The following is a 15383-nucleotide window of genomic DNA, read 5'->3' as shown; positions in this document are numbered from 1 at the left end:
TAGCACCCCCGTATCAATGGACTCCCGACAACTGCGCCACGTCGTCGCCGTGGCCGAAACGCTGAACTTTCACCGCGCGGCCGAGCAGCTGCACATGTCGCAGCCGCCACTGTCGGCGTCGATCCGCAAGCTGGAAGAGCAGCTCGGCGTGCAGCTGTTCGAGCGCACGCGCCGCGGCACCGCACTGACGGCAGCGGGAACCGCGGCACTCGAAGACGCGCGGCGCGCGCTGTTCCACACCGAGCAGTTCGGCCGGGTGGCGGCCGCCACCGCCCGCGGCGAGGCCGGCAGCCTGCGCATCGGCTTCGTCGGCTCGGCCACCTACGCGCTGATGCCGCAGGTCATGCCGGTGTTCCGCGCGCGCTATCCCGAGGTGCAGCTGGTGCTGGCCGAATCCACCACGCGCCGCCTGCTGGAGGATGTGCAGCAGGGCGTGCTGGACGCTGCGCTGCTGCGCTTTCCGCTGGTGCACGCGCACGCGGCGCAGATCATGCCGGTCGAGCGCGACCGCTTCGTCGCGGCACTGCCGGTCACGCACCGGCTGGCGCGGCGCCGGCGCGTGGCGTTGGCCGACTTGCGCGACGAACCTTTCGTGATCTTCGGCGCGGAGGCCGTGCCGGGCCTGCACGCCATGGCGCTGCTGGCCTGCCAGCAGGCCGGCTTCGTGCCACGGGTGCAGCAGGAAGCTGTACAGGTGCAGACCGTGGTCAGCCTGGTCGAGAGCGGCATGGGCGTGGCGCTGGTGCCTTCGGTCGCGGCACGGCACGCCACGCGCCACCTGACCTTCCGGCCGCTGCAGGGGCCGGGCGCTGACGTAGAGATCGGCCTCGCGCTGGCCTGGCGCGCTGAACGGGAAAAGCCCGCGGCGCGGCGCTTCCGGGAGACCGTGCAGGCTCTGGTGGCAGAGACCCCGGTGCCGAAGCCTTAGCCCAGCCGCTCGGCCAGCGCGATCAGCGAGCGGTCCGACCCCGCCGGCCCCAGCAGCGAGAGCCCCAGCGGCGCGCCCTGGCGCTGCGCCAGTGGCAGCGAGATCTGCGGAAAGCCCGACAGCCCGGCGATGCACAGCATCTGGATCGCGCGGTTGCGGTAGGTCTCCAGGCCCGCTTCGCCCTCGCTGCGCAACGGTGCGATGTCGGGCATGGTGGGCATGACCAGCACGCCGTCCTGGCCCAGCAAGGTGGCCAGCAGACCCGTGAACCGCTCGCGGAACGCACGCGCTGCCTGCACCTGGGCATCCGTCACCTCGCGCGACCAGGCAAAGCGTTCAGCCACGCCCGGGCCCAGCGGCGGCGCGAAGCGCTCGATCAGCGGGCCGTCGGTCAGCCAGGCCTCGCGCGCCTGGATGTAGCGGAAGTTCCAGTACATCGCATCCCACGATTCCAGCGCCACGCGGCAGTCGGCAGCCTGGCCGAAGGCCTGCTCGGTGCGGGCCACGGCGGCCGACAGCGCGTCGGCCACGGGCGCTTCGACCAGCGACCAGACGTCGGTCGGGCGCAGCAGCCGCAGCTTGGCCGGCAGCGGCGCCGGGTCGTCGCCCAGCAGCACGGCGCCCACGCGTGCGAAGGTCTGCACGTCGCGTGCGAACCAGCCGCAGGTGTCCAGGCTGGGCGCGAGGTCCAGCGTCGCCTCCAGGCTGATGCGGCCGTGCGTGGGGCGGATGCCGTACAGCTTGCAATGGTTCGCCGGCGCGCGCACCGAGCCGCCGGTGTCGCTGCCCAGCGCGAAGTCGCACAGCCTGGACGAGACGGCCGAGGCCGAGCCCGAGGACGAGCCACCCGTGATGCGCTCGGGCGCCGCGCCGTTGACGGGCGCGCCGAAATGCGCGTTGTTGCCGTTCATCGAGAACGCCAGTTCGTCGGTCACGGTCTTGCCGACGAAGCGCGCGCCCGCGTCCAGCAGCTGCTGCACCACGGGCGCGTTGCGCGTCTTGATGCCCGACATCGCCAGCACGATGGGGCTGCCGCCGCCGGTCGGGTAGCCGGCCACGTCGTACAGGTCCTTGACCGCGAAGCTGAGCCCGCTCAAGGGGCCGGTGTGGGCCGCGGAAACGGGCACGTCGGGGTAGGGGACGAAGGCGTGGGCGGGGTCGTGCAGGGGCATCGTTGCGGTCTCCGTTGGGTTGTTGAGGTCAGCCGACCGCCACGGGCGCAAGCGCGGCCACGGCGTCGGTGCGCAGGCAGCGGGCCAGGTGGCCCGGCGCCAGTGTCACGGGTTCGGGGCGGCTCTGCAGGCAGGCCGATTCGGCCAGGCCGCAGCGCGCGGCGAACGCACAGCCCGGCGGCAGCGCGGCCAGGTCGGGCGGCGCGCCGGCGATGGTCTCCAGCCGCGCACCCTTGGCCAGCGCGCCATGCGCGCGGCTCTTGAGCAGGGCCACGGTGTAGGGGTGGCGCGGCGTGCGGATCAGCTCGCGCGCCGTGCCTTCCTCGACGATGCGGCCGGCATACATCACGGCGATGCGGTCGGCCACCTCGACGGCCGCGCCGATGTCGTGCGTGACGAACAGCACCGACAGGCCCAGGTCGCGCTGCAGCTCGCGCAGCAGCAGCAGGATCTGGATCTGCACGGTGGCGTCCAGCGCGGTGGTGGGTTCGTCGGCCAGCAGCACCTGCGGCTTGCAGGCCAGGGCCAGCGCGATCATGGCGCGCTGGCGCATGCCGCCCGACATCTCGTGCGGGTAGGCCTGCAGCCGGCGCTCGGGGCTCGGGATGCGCACCCGCTCGAACAGCGCCAGCGCGCGGGCATGTGCCTCGGCCTTGGACACGTTCTCGTGCCGGCGGATCGACTCGACGATCTGCGCACCGACGGGGTAGACCGGGTCCAGCGCCAGCAGCGGCTCCTGGAAGATCATCGAGACCATCTTGCCGCGGTAGTCGGCCAGCTCGCGGTCGGATAGGGCCAGCACGTCGCGGCCGGCCACGCGCACCTCGCCGGTGACCTGGCTGCGCCGCGGCGGGTGCAGGCGCAGCAGCGTGCGCATGGTCACGCTCTTGCCGGATCCGGATTCGCCGATCAGCGCGACGACCTCGCCCTGGCGCAGGTCCAGGCTCACGCCGTTGACGGCCTGCACCGGCTTGCGCCCGCCGGTGAAGGTAACGTTGAGGTTGCGCAGGCGCACGAAGGGTTCGGCTGCTGTGTTCATGCCAGGCTCGCGAGTGGGTGGCCGCTGCCGGCCTGGTGGATCAGGCAGGCGACCGAGTGCGGAGAGTCGCCGCCGCCGGGCCGCCCCAAGGCGGCGAGCGTCCCCTCGGGGGGCAGGGAACCTCGCGAAGCGGGGGGCGTGGGGGCTTGATGAAGCACACGCTGCGGTTCGGTGCGGGAGCACACCGCTGCCGCCTGCGGGCAGCGCGGGTGAAAGCGGCAGCCGCTCGGCGGGTCGATCGGGTTGGGCGGGTCGCCGGCCAGCGGCACTTCCATGGTGCGGTTGTCCGGGTCCATCGACGGCATCGACGACAGCAGTGCGCGCGTGTAGGGGTGGGCCGGGTCGTCGAACAGCACGTCCGACGGGCCGACCTCGGCCACCTTGCCCAGGTACATCACCATCACGCGGTCGCTGATGAAGCGCACCACGTTGAGGTCGTGGCTGATGAACACATAGGTCAGGCCGAACTCGGCCTTCAGATCCAGCAGCAGGTTCAGCACCTGGGCTTCGACCGACTTGTCGAGTGCCGAGACGGCTTCGTCCAGGATCACCATGCGCGGCTGCAGCGCCAGCGCGCGCGCGATGTTCACGCGCTGGCGCTGGCCGCCCGACAGTTCGTGCGGATAGCGCTCGGCGAAGCGGCCCGGCTCCAGGCCCACGCGGGCCAGCAGGTCGCGCGCGCGCGCCACGGATTCGCGCGTCGGCACGCCGTGCACCTGCGGCCCGAAGGCGATGGAGTCCTCGATCGTCAGCCGCGGGTTCAGCGAGGCATAGCTGTCCTGGAACACCATCTGCACCTGGCGCCGGAACTCCTTGAGCGGCAACTCGCGGCTGCCCACCGTGCGGCCGTCGAACACCACCTCGCCCGCGCTCGGGTCGATCAGCTGCATGAGCAGCCGCGCGGTGGTCGACTTGCCGCAGCCGGATTCGCCGACCACGCCCAGCGTCTCGCCCTTGAGCACTTCGAAGTCCACGCCGTCGACGGCGCGCACCACCTTGCGCGGCCCGCCCGGCAGCGCACCGCCCTTGAGCGCAAAGTGCTTGGTCAGGCCTCGGATCGTCAGCAGCGGCTGGGCCGGGCCGCCGATGTCTTGCGCATGTTCCAGTTCGGCCGCGGCGGCCAGCAGTTCGGTCGTCATGCGTTTAGCCCTTGTTGTCCATGGCGGCGCGCAGGCCGTCGGACAGCAGATTGAACGAGATCGAGGTGATGAAGATCATCACGCCCGGCAGCGCGGCGATCCAGGGCTGCACGTAGATCGCAGTGCGCAGGGTGTTGAGCATCAGGCCCCATTCCGGCTCCGGCGGCTTCACGCCCAAGCCCAGGAACGACAGGCCCGAGGCCAGGATCATCGACACCGCGATCAGGCTGGTGGCGTACACGAAGATCGGCCCCAGCACATTGCCCAGCACATGCACGCGCACGATGGTGAAGGCGCTGGCGCCCGAGGCACGGGCCGCCTCCACGTAGTCGCGCCCGCGCACCTGCGTGGTCACGGCCTCGGCCACGCGGGCGATCTGCGGGATGAACACGATGGTCAGCGAGATCAGCGAGTTCAGGATGCCGGCCCCCAGCGCACCCGACAGCGCGATCGCCAGCAGCACCGAGGGGAAGGCGTAGAACACGTCGATGGTGCGCATGATCACGCTGTTGACGGCGCCGCCCGCATAACCGGCCACGATGCCGATGACCGAGCCGAAGACGAACGCGAACAGGACCGGCGTGATGCCGATGAACAGCGACAGCCGCGCGCCGACGATCAGCCGCGACAGCATGTCGCGCCCCAACTCGTCGCTACCGAGCGGGTAGCCGCTGGTGCCGATGGGCTTGAGGCGGTTCAGCATCGAGGCTTGGTAGGGGTCGGCCGGTGCGATCCACGGGCCGAAGATGCCGATGGCGATCAGCAGCAGCACCACGCAGGCGGCGCCCATGGCGACCGGGTCGCTGCGCAGGCGCAGCAGGACCGAAGACCAGTAGCCGCGCGAGTGCTGCGCGGGCAGCGGCTCCACGGCGGCAGGAGAGGTGAGGACGGCGGACATGGTCTGGCTCTCCTTCAAGCGCGCGCGATCCGCGGATCGAGCAGGGTCTGGACGATGTCCACCACCAGGTTCAGCACCACGAAGAACATGGCTAGCACCAGGATGGAGCCTTGCAGCAGCGGCAGGTCGCGCTGGAAGATGGCCGAGTTCAGTAAGAAGCCGGTGCCGGGCCAGGAGAACACGGTCTCGATCAGGATCGAGCCGCCGAGCAGGTAGCCCAGTTGCAGGCCCATGACCGCGAGTGCGGTCGGTGCCGTGTTCTTGACGATGTGGCAGAACACGCCGAAGTGCGTGAGGCCCTTGGCGCGCAGGCCGAGCACGAACTCTTGCTCGAGGATGTCGGCCACCAGCGCGCGCACGGTGCGCGCGATGATGCCCATGGGGATCACCGACATGGTGATGGCCGGCAGGATCAGGAACTGCAGCTGCTCCCAGCTCCAGGTCCAGTCGCCCGAACCGGTGGGGCCTGCGCCCGTGGCCGGCAGCCAGCCCAGGATGGACGAGAACACGATCACCATGACCATGCCCAGCCAGTAGTGCGGCACCGACACGCCCAGCACCGAAATGACCGAGGCCACGCGGTCGACCCACGAGCCGCGGAAGTAGCCGGCCACGAAGCCGAACAGGCAGCCAAAGACGAATCCGATCACGGTGGCCACCACCGCCAGCCGCAGTGTGTTGCCGACCGCCTTGATCACCTCGCCCGCGACCGGGCGGCTGCTGGCGATCGAGGTGCCCAGGTCGCCCTGCAGCGCACGCCAGACCCAGCTGGCGAACTGCTCGGGCAGGCTGCGGTTGAAGCCGTACAGCTCGCGCAGCTGGGCCTGCAGTTCGGCCGAGGCGTCGGGCGGCAGGATGGAGACGAGCGGATCGCCGGGCGCGAGGTGCACCAGCGCGAAACACACCAGGGCCACGCCCAGCATGATGGGAATGGCGTAGACGATGCGACGCAGGATGTAGGCGAGCATGGGCGTGGCTGGCGTTGAGGCTGGCGAAGGAGGCACCCGGCCCTGGCGGGCCGGGAGCGCGGCGGAGGACGGACTCAGTCCATCGTCATCGTGGCGATGTCGATGAACCAGCTCTTGGGCTGCACCACGTTCTTGACCTTGGCCGACATGGCGCGCGGGCCCACGTCGTGCGCGATCCAGATGAAGGCCGCGTCATCGACCAGATGGGCGTGCAGCTTGGCCAGCGCGGCGTCGCGGCCCGCGTCCTCGAAGGTGGTGCGCGCGTCGGCGATCAGCTTGTCGACCTCGGGATTGCCGTAGTAGCCCCAGTTGTTGGAGACCGGCGGGAAGGTCTTGGTGGACGAGAAGCGCACCATGGCGAAGAACGGGTCCATCGCGGCGAAGCTCACGTTGATCGCATTGCTGCCGTTGGCGGTCGCGTCCTTCACGCCACGGCGCCAATTGGTGAACAGGGTGTTCCACTCGATCACGTCGAACTGCACGTCGAAGAAGCATTGCTTCAAGGACTGCTGCACGAACTCGTTCATGGGCAGCGGCTGCATCTGGCCTGAGCCCGAGGCCGAGATCTGCACCTTGACCTTGAGCGGCTTGGCCGCCGTGTGGCCGGCCTGCGTCATCAGCGCCTGGGCCGCCTTCACGTCGTACTTGATGTCGAACTTCGGGTTGCCCCACCACGGGTGGCCCGGGGGCACCGTGCCCTTGGGCTCGGCCATCATGCCGCCCAGGAACTGCTTCAAGCCGCCGCGGTCCACGCACAGGTTGGCGGCCTGGCGCACGCGCTTGTCGAGCCAGGGCGAGCCTTCTGCGAACGACAGCTGCCAGGGCCACACGTGCGGCTGGGCGTTGGAATAGATCTTGTAGCCGCGTTGCGTGATCTGCGGCATGGCGTCGGGCGAGGGCGCCTCGATCCAGTCGACCTGGTTGCCCAGCAGCGCGGCGGTGCGCGCATTGGCTTCGGGCATGGGCAGCAGCACAACCTTGTCGATCTTGGGCGTGCGCTTGGGATCCCAGTAGGTCTTGTTGGCGGCCAGCTCGAGCCGCTCGCGCGGCACGAAGCGCGTCATCTTGAACGGGCCGGTGCCCGAGGCGTCGGACGCGAAGGCCGTCCAGGCCTGCTTGGCGCGCTCGGCGGCGTCGGCCACGCTGGCCGGCACGGCCTTGAGCTTGGCGTCCCAGTGCGCCGGCGAGGCCATGAACAGGTTGGTCAGGTTCAGCGGCAGGAAGGAATCGGGCTCGCTGGTGGTCAGTTCCACCGTCAGGTCGTCGATCTTGCGGGCCGAGACCAGCGTGGGCATGCGCGAGGCGGTCACGCCGACCTGGCTGGCGTCGAAATGCGGGGCGGCCTTGTCGAGCACCTTGCGCACGTTCCAGACCACGGCGTCGGCGTTGAAGGCCGAGCCGTCATGGAACTTCACGCCGGGGCGCAGCTTGAACGTCCACTTCGTCTTGTCCTTGGCGTCCACGGCCCAGCTGGTGGCCAGGCCCGGGATCAACACGCTGGGCGCGTCGGCCTTGGACAAATCCCAGTGCGTCAGCGCGTCGTACATCGGGATGCCGGTGAAGCGGTTGCCCTCGAAGCCCTGGTCGGGCTGGCCCAGCGTGCGCGGGATGTCGGCCGCGGTCATCGCGATGCGCAGCGTCTTGTCCTGCGCCTGGGCGTTGCCGGCCAGCGCCAGCACGCACAGGGCGGCACCGGCGGCCACGGACTTCAGCGCGAAAGAAGGGGAGGCAAGGTTCACGTGGGATCTCCTGGGGGGGCAGTGGTGGGCGGATAAGGATGGGTGTGTTTAGCAAGCGGTGTGCCAGCTTCGCACCGATGAATCGATAGACGATATGCAATAGCGCAAATTGTGATGTTGTGGATCGAAAGTCAGTCGACTAATATTGATTGCATGGATCGCCGGTCCGTTTATTGCTTTGCGAGGCCGGATTGCCAATTCACGCTTTCCCTAGCGTTCTTCCCCACACAGGAGCCCTGCCCATGGATTCGTCCGTTTCGTCCCCCGCCGCGACCGCGGCCCGCACCGACACCTTGCGCATCGACGGTGCGCGCCTGTGGCGCTCGCTGATGGACCTCGCCCGCATCGGCGCCACGCCCAAGGGCGGCGTCTGCCGCATCGCGCTGACCGACGAGGACCGCGCGGGCCGCGACCAGGTCGCCGACTGGTGCCGCGCCGCCGGCCTGGAGGTGCGCGTGGACGAGGTCGGCAACATGTTCGCGCGGCGCGCCGGCACCGACCCGCAGGCGCGTGCCGTGGCCACGGGCAGCCACATCGACACCCAGCCCTCGGGCGGCAAGTTCGATGGCAACTTCGGCGTGCTGGCCGGGCTGGAGGTCATGCGCACGCTGAACGACCACGGCATCGCCACGCGCGCGCCGCTCGAGGTGGCGGTCTGGACCAACGAGGAAGGCACGCGCTTCACGCCGGTGATGATGGGTTCCGGTGCATTCGCGGGCGTGTTCATGCCCGATTTCGTGCATGCGCAGGTCGATGGTGCGGGCCTGTCGGTCGGCGATGAGCTGCGCCGCATCGGCTACCTGGGCGCGCAGCCCTGTGGCGAGGTGCCGGGCGGCGGCTACGCCGCGTACTTCGAGGCCCACATCGAGCAAGGCCCGGTGCTGGAAGACGCGGGCCTGCCGATCGGCGTGGTCAGCGGCGCGCTGGGCCAGCGCTGGTTCGACGCCACCGTGACCGGCATGGACGCCCACGCCGGCCCCACGCCGATGGCGCTGCGGCGCGACGCCATGCTGGGCGCCGCCCGCATGGTCGAGGCGGTGAACCGCATCGCGCTCGACGAAGCACCGCACGGTCGCGGCACGGTCGGTTCTCTGCAGGTGGTGCCCAACTCACGCAACGTGATCCCGGGCAAGGTGACGTTCTCGGTCGACCTGCGCAACCTGACCGACGAAGGCCTGGACCGCATGGAGGCCGCGCTGCGCAAACGCTTCGCGCAGATTGCGGATGAAACGCGGGTGGAGGTTGAACTGCGCCAGGTGGTGCAGTTCGACGCCTGCCATTTCGACGCGGCCTGCGTGGCCAGTGTGCGCAGCGCGGCCGAGCAACTCGGCCTGCCGCACATGGACGTGGTCAGCGGCGCCGGGCACGACGCCGTCTACGTGGCCCAGGTCGCGCCCACCGGCATGATCTTCGTGCCCTGCAAGGACGGCATCAGCCACAACGAGATCGAGGATGCGCTGCCCGAGCACATCGAGGCCGGGGCCAATGTGCTGCTGCTGGCGATGCTGGAGCGGGCGGGCTAAGTGCCGAAGCGGCCCGGCGCGTAGGGCGTCGGATCGACCAGCGGTGCCTCGCCGTCGATCAACTCGGCCAGCAGCCGGCCGCTGGCCGGCCCCAGCGTGAAGCCCTGGTGCGCGTGGCCGAAGTTGAACCACAGGCCGCGGTGGTTCGGCGCCGCACCGACCACGGGCAGCATGTCGCCCGTGCAGGGGCGGGCGCCGCGCCAGGGTGCGGCTTCCACGGGCTGCGGCAGGTCCAGCAGTTCGCGCGCTGCGGCCTCGGCGCCGGCCATCTGCCGGGGTGTGGAAGCCGCGTCGCGCGGCGCGAACTCGGCACCGGTGGTGACACGCACACCGCGCTGCATCGGCGCCACCACCAGGCCGCGGTCCGCGTCCAGCCACGGCATGGTTGGCAGGGCCCCCCCGACGTAGTGGCGGTGGTAGCCGCGCTTGACGAACAGCGGCAGCCGGTAGCCCAGCGGGCGCAACAGGGTGTCGGCCCAGGGGCCCAGCGCGATGACGGCGTGCTCGGCGTCGAGCGGCCCGTCGGCGGTCTGCAGTGACCAGCCGGCACCGCTGGCGCGGAGCGTGCTGGCGTCCGCCTGCACGATGCGTCCGCCCAGCCGCGCGAAGTGCGCGGCATAGCGCGCCACGAGCGCGCCGGGGTCGGCGACGGCCCAGGGCTGGGGCCAGTGGATGGCGCCGACCAGCCGCGCCTTGAGCGCGGGCTCGGCCGCGGCCAAGGCCGCGGCGTCCATGGCGGTGTGTTGCACGCCGTAGGCGCCGTGCAGGCGCTCGGCGCGGGCCAGCGCCTCGTCCATCGTGGCGTTCTTGCGGAACAGCCAGCGGTAGCCGGTGCGCTGCACCAGGTCGTCGGCGCCGGCCGCTGCAATCAGCGGCGCGTGCTCGGGAATGGCCTGCGCAATCAGGCGGGCGTAGGCCTCGGCGATGGCGGGATAGCGTGCCGGGCCGGAGGCCTGCCAGTAGCGCGCCAGCGGGCCGGCCAGGCCCGGCATGGCCGCTGCGTGGTAGTTGACGTCGATGCCGCGCTTGAACGCCACGCGCAGCAGCTTGGCCGCTTCGCGCGGGAAGGCATAGGGCTCCACCGCCTCCTGCTGGATCAGGCCGGCGTTGCCGTACGAGGTTTCCTCGCCGGGCGGGCGCCGGTCGGCCAGCACCACGGCGTGGCCGCGCATGGCCAGGTGGATGGCGGTGCAGGTGCCGACCATGCCGGCGCCCAGGACCAGGACGTTGGATGTCATGTCGTCAGGCCCGGGGCAGCGGCGTGAGGCACGGGAGAAACAGGTGGCATGGCGTGAGGGTCTCGGTGCGTGAACCGTCCTGATTGTGTCGCCGCACCGGCCGCGTACCAATGACGAACGGGCGAGCGAGCGTTGCGGCAAGTGCAAGGCATGCGCGGGCTGCTCAGGCGTCTAGCGCCAGCGTCTCGCGCAGGTGGGCGATGAAGGCGCGCGCCGCATCCGGCAGGTGCCGCCCGGCCATGGTCTGCACCTCGAAGTGCCGCTCGTTCATCTCGCGGTCGCGCAGCGCGATGGCCACCACCGAGCCGGCCTGCAGCTGCTGGCGCAACGCGATCTCGCCGCAGAAGGTCACCGCCCGGGTGTGCGCGACGTACTGGAGCAGCGGGTACAGGTGGTCGCTGGTGACGACGGGCTCCAGCGCCAGGCCCTGGCGGCTGCAGCTGATGTCCAGCAGCTGGCGCAGCGTCGAACCGTGGGCCGGCAGTGCCAGCGGATAGGCCGCCACCTGCGCCAGCGACACCTGGCGCCGGCCGGCCAGTGGATGGCCGGGCGCCACCACGGCGAGGATGGGCGAGGGATGGCGGTACTCGACCGACAGGCCGCGCTCGGAGGTCAGGCTCACGGTCACGCCGATGTCGGTCAGCCCCTCGCGCACACGGCGCGCCACCTCGGCCTGCACGCACATGTCGATGGCGAAGCGGATGCCCGGGTTGCGCTGCTGGAAGCCGGCCACCAGCGCCGGCAGGAAGTCGAACGCGAAGCCCTCGGTGGCGGCCAGCCGCACCACGCCCTGGCGCACGCCGCGCAGCGCGAGGATCTCGTCGCCCACGCGCTCGATGTCGAGCCAGGCGCGCCGCGTGTGTGCGGCGAGCAACTCGCCGGCCGAGTTCAGCGCCATGCCGCGCGCGCGGCGCTCGAACAGCAGCGTGTCCAGTTCGCGTTCGAGCCGGCCGAGCTGGCGGCTGACGGCGGAGGGCGCCACCTCGAGCCGCGCCGCTGCCTCGGTCACCGAGCCGGCGTTGGCCACCTCCATGAAGTAGCGCAGCGCCACCTCCTGCAGCACGCGGTGGTTGACGCTGCGCCGCGCAGGTGGGGGCTTGGACGAGGAGGGCATGGGCTGCGCGTTGCCGTTTCGGCAACGAAACTTGATGGATTTCGTTCTTGCTGCAAGGAAAGGGCGTTTCTAGCATGCACGCACCGCACTTGAAAGGCCCCGCACCATGTCCGCTTCGCCGACTCGCCGTTCTCCCCGCCCGCTGCCGCGCCGTGTGCTCGGCGCATCCGTGCTGGGCGCGCTGGCCCTGGCCAGCGTCCTGCCCATGGCCGCCGTCGCGCAGGCCGCCTGGCCGGCCCGGCCGGTCACGTTGGTCGTGCCTTTTCCCCCCGGCGGCAGCGCCGACACCGTCGGCCGGCTGATCGGCCAGCGCCTGGCCGAGGAGCTGGGCCAGCCGGTGGTCATCGACAACCGGCCCGGCGCGGGCACGGCGATTGCCGCCGGCCTGGTGGCCAAGGCGCCTGCCGATGGCTACACGCTGATGATCAGTTCGGGCTCGACCTTCACGGCCAACCCGGCGATCCGCAGCAACCTGCCCTACGACGCCGTCAAGAGCTTCGACCCCATCGCCATCGTCGCGCGCATCCCGCTGATCGTGCTGGCCAACAAGGACGTGCCGGCGAACACCGTCAAAGAGTTCGTGGCCGCCATCAAGGCTGCGCCCGACAAGTACGCCTATGCCTCGTTCGGCGCCGGCACCACCTCGCATTTCACGGGCGAGATCGTGCTGCAGGCGGTGGGCGGCAAGATGCTGCACGTGCCCTACAAGGGCAGCGCGCCGGCCATGACCGACCTGATCGGCGGCCAGGTGCCGTTCTCGGTCGACACCGTTACGGCGGCGATCCCGCAGCTCAAGGCCGGCAAGGTCAAAGCCATCGGCGTGACGACGGCCAAGCGCTCGTCGCAGCTGCCCGGCGTGCCCACCTTCGCCGAGGCCGGCTATCCGCAGGTCAACGCGGACACCTGGCTCATGCTGGTGGCACCCAAGGGCACGCCCGTGCCCGTGCGCCAGCGCGTCGAGCAGGCGCTGGCCAAGATCGTCGCCACGCCCGCGGCGCAGGCCGCGCTGCGCGCCCAGGGGGCCGAGCCCGCGTTCTCCGGCGCGGTCGCGTCGGTCGCCCAGATCGAGCAGGAACTGCCGCTGATGCGCGCCGTGGCCCAGCGCGCCAACATCCAGTCGGACTGAAGACGATGCCGGAGTCCATTGCCGAAACCTCGGCCGTCGAGCTGCGGCGCCTGATCGGTGCGCGCCAGCTGTCGCCGGTGGAATTGCTGGAGGCGTGCATCGCACGCATCGAGCAGCTGAACCCCTTTGTCAACGCCGTCACGGCCACCTGCTTCGAGCGGGCCCGGGCCGAGGCGCGGGCCGCCGAGCAGGCCGTGCTGCGCGGTGAGCCGCTGGGCCTGCTGCACGGCCTGCCGCTGGGTGTGAAGGACTTGGAGCCCACGGAGGGCCTGCTCTCCACCGCCGGCACGCCCAGCCTGCGCAACCATGTGCCGGCGTCCGACATCGAGCTGGTGCGCCGGCTGCGCGCGGCCGGCGCCATCGTCGTCGGCAAGACCAACGTGCCCGAAATGGGGGCTGGCGCCAACAGCCGCAACCCGGTCTGGGGCGCCACCGGCAACCCGTTCAACACCAACCTCAACGCGGGCGGCTCGTCCGGTGGCTCGGCCGCCGCGCTGGCGCTGGACCTGCTGCCGGTGTGCACGGGCTCGGACACCGGTGGCTCGCTGCGCATCCCGGCGGCCAAGTGCGGCGTGGTGGGCTTCCGGCTCTCGCCGGGCGTGGTGCCCAGCGTGCGCAAGCCGCTGGGGTGGTCGCCGATCTCGGTGGTCGGCCCGATGGGCCGCGACGTGGGCGACGCCTGCCTGCAGCTGGCCGCGTCGGCCGGGCCGCATGCCGGCGATCCGCTGAGCTACCCGCTGGACCCGCTGGCCTTCCTGCAGCCCGCGCCGCTGGACCTGTCGCGCCTGCGCGTGGCCTGGACCGAGGACTTCGGCAGCTGCGATGTCGACCCGGTGGTGCGCCGCGCCATGCGCGCGCGCGTGGCCGAGATGCGCGGCCTGTTCGCCGCCTGCGACGAGGTGCGCTTCGATGACCTGGGCGACGTGCACCGCTGCTTCGACGTGCTGCGCGCCGAGGCCTTCGTCGCCGGCATGCGCGAGACCTACGAGCGCGACCCGGCCAGCCTGGGCCCCAACCCGCGTGCCAACTACGAGATGGGTGTGCGCATGAGCCTGCTGGACGCTGCCTGGGCGCAGACCGAGCAGACCCGGATCATCCAGCGCTTCCAGCGCGTCTACCAGGACTACGACCTGGTGCTGGCACCGACCACGCCGGTCTCGCCTTTTGCGTGGACGCAGCTCTACGCGGCCGAGATCGACGGCCGGCCACAAGAGAACTACTACCGCTGGCTGGCCCTGACCTACGTCACCACGCTGACCACGCACCCGTCCATCACGTTGCCCTGCGGCGTGGATGAGCTGGGCATGCCGTTCGGCCTGCAGGTGGTGGGCGCCTTCCGCGGCGATCTGCGGCTGCTGTCGGCCGCGCAGGCGATGGAGGGCGCGTTCGCGAGCCGCCCTGCGCTGCGCCGCCCGCGGCCGGACATCGCACGGCTGCGCCCGGCCGAGCCGGCGCTGGACTCCATCGTCACGGCAGCACCGGACGACCGCTTCGCGCACCGGCCCAGCGCGGCAGGGGCAGCCTCGGTGGTCTGAAGGCCGTCAGAACGGCCCCGAACGCCTCAGAACGCGATCGTGCTGGAGATCGCCCGCGCCGACTCGATCAGCATGGGTGCCAGCTTCTTGCGCGCGTCCTCCATGGTCCAGCGGCTGGTCGGCGGCGACAGGTGCAGCGCGCCGACCGGCTGGCCCTGGCGGTCCACCAGCGGCGCGGCCAGGCCCATGTCGCCCAGGAACAGCTCCTCGCAGTTGGTGGCGTAGCCGACCTGGCGGCACTGGCGCACCTGCTCGACGATGGCATCGACGTCGGTCAGCGTGTACTGCGTGCGTGCGGCCCGCTGCGAGGCCTCGAGGATCTGGCGCACCTGCTCGTCCGGCAGCGTGCTCAGGTAGGCCCGGCCGCAGCTGCTGCAGTACATCGGGATGCGCATGCCCACGGGCGTGAAGACGGGGATGTGCTTGGAGGTGGTCAGCTGCGCCAGGTACAGCATGTCCTGCCCCACGGGCTCCGTCACGTTGGCGGTCTCGCCGCTGGCATGGGTCAGCTGCGCCAGGTAGGGGTGCGACACCTGCACCAGCGGGTGGCCCACGAGGTAGTTGGCGCCGATCTCCATGGCGCGCGGCAACAGCTGGAAGCGCCGCGTGCGCGGGTGCTTGCCCACGTAGCCCAGTACCTGCAAGGTGTGCACGGTGCGCTGGGCCGAGCCCTTGGTCATGCCGGTCAGTTCGGCCAGTTCCCCGAGCGTCAGCGTGCGGTGCGAGGCATCGAACGCACGCAGCACCGCGAGGCCTTTCTCCAGCGACTGGTTGAACAGAGGGTCGGCAGGCTTGTCGCCCTCCTGTTCGGTGGGAGAAGAGGGCGCTTGCTTGCGTGTTGCCATCGGATATGGTGCCGGACCACCACTCGGCGTCGGTGTTCCGACATGGTGGATGCGGCGGAGTTGTTGTGGCTATCGGTGATCGATTCTATGGATGCAGCACATGCCCTGCGGTCCGCGAT

General features: G+C 70.8%; 13 protein-coding genes. 4 read left to right on the top strand and 9 right to left on the bottom strand.

Features of this window, described 5'->3' with window-relative positions; all coding sequences use genetic code 11:
- Positions 1 to 16: 16 nt before the first annotated feature.
- Positions 17 to 928 carry a LysR family transcriptional regulator gene (locus DES41_RS10115; protein WP_114467486.1) on the top strand — a complete coding sequence of 304 codons (912 nt, stop codon included), beginning with the start codon at positions 17 to 19 and terminating at the stop codon, positions 926 to 928.
- On the opposite strand, the gene DES41_RS10110 is transcribed toward DES41_RS10115, so the two are convergent.
- The 6 genes from DES41_RS10110 to DES41_RS10085 form a co-directional block, all read right to left on the bottom strand.
- Entirely contained in the window at positions 925 to 2100 is a 1176-nt protein-coding gene (locus DES41_RS10110; protein ID WP_114467485.1) for an amidase, read from the bottom strand. The genes DES41_RS10115 and DES41_RS10110 overlap by 4 nt on opposite strands.
- Positions 2101 to 2128: 28 nt before the next feature.
- Complete coding sequence (locus tag DES41_RS10105; RefSeq protein WP_114467484.1) at positions 2129 to 3139, bottom strand: ABC transporter ATP-binding protein; 1011 nt, start codon at positions 3137 to 3139, stop codon at positions 2129 to 2131.
- Positions 3136 to 4278, bottom strand: a complete 1143-nt coding sequence (locus tag DES41_RS10100; RefSeq protein WP_425466349.1) for an ABC transporter ATP-binding protein — start codon at positions 4276 to 4278, stop codon at positions 3136 to 3138. Before DES41_RS10100 ends, DES41_RS10105 begins: the two co-directional genes overlap by 4 nt.
- 4 nt (positions 4279 to 4282) lie before the next feature.
- Positions 4283 to 5176, bottom strand: coding sequence for an ABC transporter permease (locus tag DES41_RS10095; protein ID WP_114467483.1), 894 nt, complete (start codon positions 5174 to 5176; stop codon positions 4283 to 4285).
- Between the two features lie 14 nt (positions 5177 to 5190).
- Positions 5191 to 6144, bottom strand: coding sequence for an ABC transporter permease (locus DES41_RS10090; RefSeq protein ID WP_114467482.1), 954 nt, complete (start codon positions 6142 to 6144; stop codon positions 5191 to 5193).
- A gap of 74 nt (positions 6145 to 6218) precedes the next feature.
- Positions 6219 to 7769, bottom strand: coding sequence for an ABC transporter substrate-binding protein (locus DES41_RS10085; RefSeq protein ID WP_425466355.1), 1551 nt, complete (start codon positions 7767 to 7769; stop codon positions 6219 to 6221).
- A gap of 356 nt (positions 7770 to 8125) precedes the next feature.
- Between DES41_RS10085 and DES41_RS10080 the strand changes: the two genes are divergently transcribed.
- Positions 8126 to 9406, top strand: coding sequence for a Zn-dependent hydrolase (locus DES41_RS10080; RefSeq protein WP_114467480.1), 1281 nt, complete (start codon positions 8126 to 8128; stop codon positions 9404 to 9406).
- On the opposite strand, the gene DES41_RS10075 is transcribed toward DES41_RS10080, so the two are convergent.
- Both DES41_RS10075 and DES41_RS10070 read right to left on the bottom strand, forming a co-directional pair.
- Positions 9403 to 10644, bottom strand: coding sequence for an NAD(P)/FAD-dependent oxidoreductase (locus DES41_RS10075; RefSeq protein ID WP_114467479.1), 1242 nt, complete (start codon positions 10642 to 10644; stop codon positions 9403 to 9405). The two genes, DES41_RS10080 and DES41_RS10075, sit on opposite strands and share 4 nt — an antisense overlap.
- 163 nt (positions 10645 to 10807) lie before the next feature.
- Positions 10808 to 11758: a LysR family transcriptional regulator gene (locus tag DES41_RS10070; protein WP_114467478.1), complete on the bottom strand. Its 951-nt coding sequence runs from the start codon at positions 11756 to 11758 to the stop codon at positions 10808 to 10810.
- Positions 11759 to 11864: 106 nt separating this feature from the next.
- Here DES41_RS10070 and DES41_RS10065 point away from each other — a divergent pair, with 106 nt between their 5' ends.
- Entirely contained in the window at positions 11865 to 12884 is a 1020-nt protein-coding gene (locus DES41_RS10065) for a Bug family tripartite tricarboxylate transporter substrate binding protein (RefSeq protein WP_114467477.1), read from the top strand.
- Positions 12885 to 12889: 5 nt separating this feature from the next.
- On the top strand, positions 12890 to 14419 hold the full coding sequence (locus DES41_RS10060) for an amidase (RefSeq protein WP_114467476.1): 1530 nt from the start codon (positions 12890 to 12892) through the stop codon (positions 14417 to 14419).
- A 26-nt stretch (positions 14420 to 14445) separates the two neighbouring features.
- Here the strand turns inward: DES41_RS10060 and DES41_RS10055 are convergent, their stop codons facing one another.
- On the bottom strand, positions 14446 to 15264 hold the full coding sequence (locus DES41_RS10055; RefSeq protein ID WP_114467475.1) for an IclR family transcriptional regulator: 819 nt from the start codon (positions 15262 to 15264) through the stop codon (positions 14446 to 14448).
- Between the last annotated feature and the right edge of the window lie 119 nt (positions 15265 to 15383).

This window comes from Pseudorhodoferax soli, from assembly GCF_003337555.1.
GTDB lineage: Bacteria > Pseudomonadota > Gammaproteobacteria > Burkholderiales > Burkholderiaceae_C > Pseudorhodoferax > Pseudorhodoferax soli.
The sequence above is the reverse complement of the archived record's forward strand: the minus strand, read 5'-3'. Positions and strand labels throughout refer to the sequence as shown.

What these genes read in the sequence shown, in the direction of transcription:
- DES41_RS10115 (WP_114467486.1), top strand. Translation starts at nt 17, where the DNA reads ATGGACTCCCGACAACTGCGCCACGTCGTCGCCGTGGCCGAAACGCTG.
- DES41_RS10110 (WP_114467485.1), bottom strand. Translation starts at nt 2,100, where the DNA reads ATGCCCCTGCACGACCCCGCCCACGCCTTCGTCCCCTACCCCGACGTG.
- DES41_RS10105 (WP_114467484.1), bottom strand. Translation starts at nt 3,139, where the DNA reads ATGAACACAGCAGCCGAACCCTTCGTGCGCCTGCGCAACCTCAACGTT.
- DES41_RS10100 (WP_425466349.1), bottom strand. Translation starts at nt 4,278, where the DNA reads ATGACGACCGAACTGCTGGCCGCCGCGGCCGAACTGGAACATGCGCAA.
- DES41_RS10095 (WP_114467483.1), bottom strand. Translation starts at nt 5,176, where the DNA reads ATGTCCGCCGTCCTCACCTCTCCTGCCGCCGTGGAGCCGCTGCCCGCG.
- DES41_RS10090 (WP_114467482.1), bottom strand. Translation starts at nt 6,144, where the DNA reads ATGCTCGCCTACATCCTGCGTCGCATCGTCTACGCCATTCCCATCATG.
- DES41_RS10085 (WP_425466355.1), bottom strand. Translation starts at nt 7,769, where the DNA reads ATGACCGCGGCCGACATCCCGCGCACGCTGGGCCAGCCCGACCAGGGC.
- DES41_RS10080 (WP_114467480.1), top strand. Translation starts at nt 8,126, where the DNA reads ATGGATTCGTCCGTTTCGTCCCCCGCCGCGACCGCGGCCCGCACCGAC.
- DES41_RS10075 (WP_114467479.1), bottom strand. Translation starts at nt 10,644, where the DNA reads ATGACATCCAACGTCCTGGTCCTGGGCGCCGGCATGGTCGGCACCTGC.
- DES41_RS10070 (WP_114467478.1), bottom strand. Translation starts at nt 11,758, where the DNA reads ATGCCCTCCTCGTCCAAGCCCCCACCTGCGCGGCGCAGCGTCAACCAC.
- DES41_RS10065 (WP_114467477.1), top strand. Translation starts at nt 11,865, where the DNA reads ATGTCCGCTTCGCCGACTCGCCGTTCTCCCCGCCCGCTGCCGCGCCGT.
- DES41_RS10060 (WP_114467476.1), top strand. Translation starts at nt 12,890, where the DNA reads ATGCCGGAGTCCATTGCCGAAACCTCGGCCGTCGAGCTGCGGCGCCTG.
- DES41_RS10055 (WP_114467475.1), bottom strand. Translation starts at nt 15,264, where the DNA reads ATGGCAACACGCAAGCAAGCGCCCTCTTCTCCCACCGAACAGGAGGGC.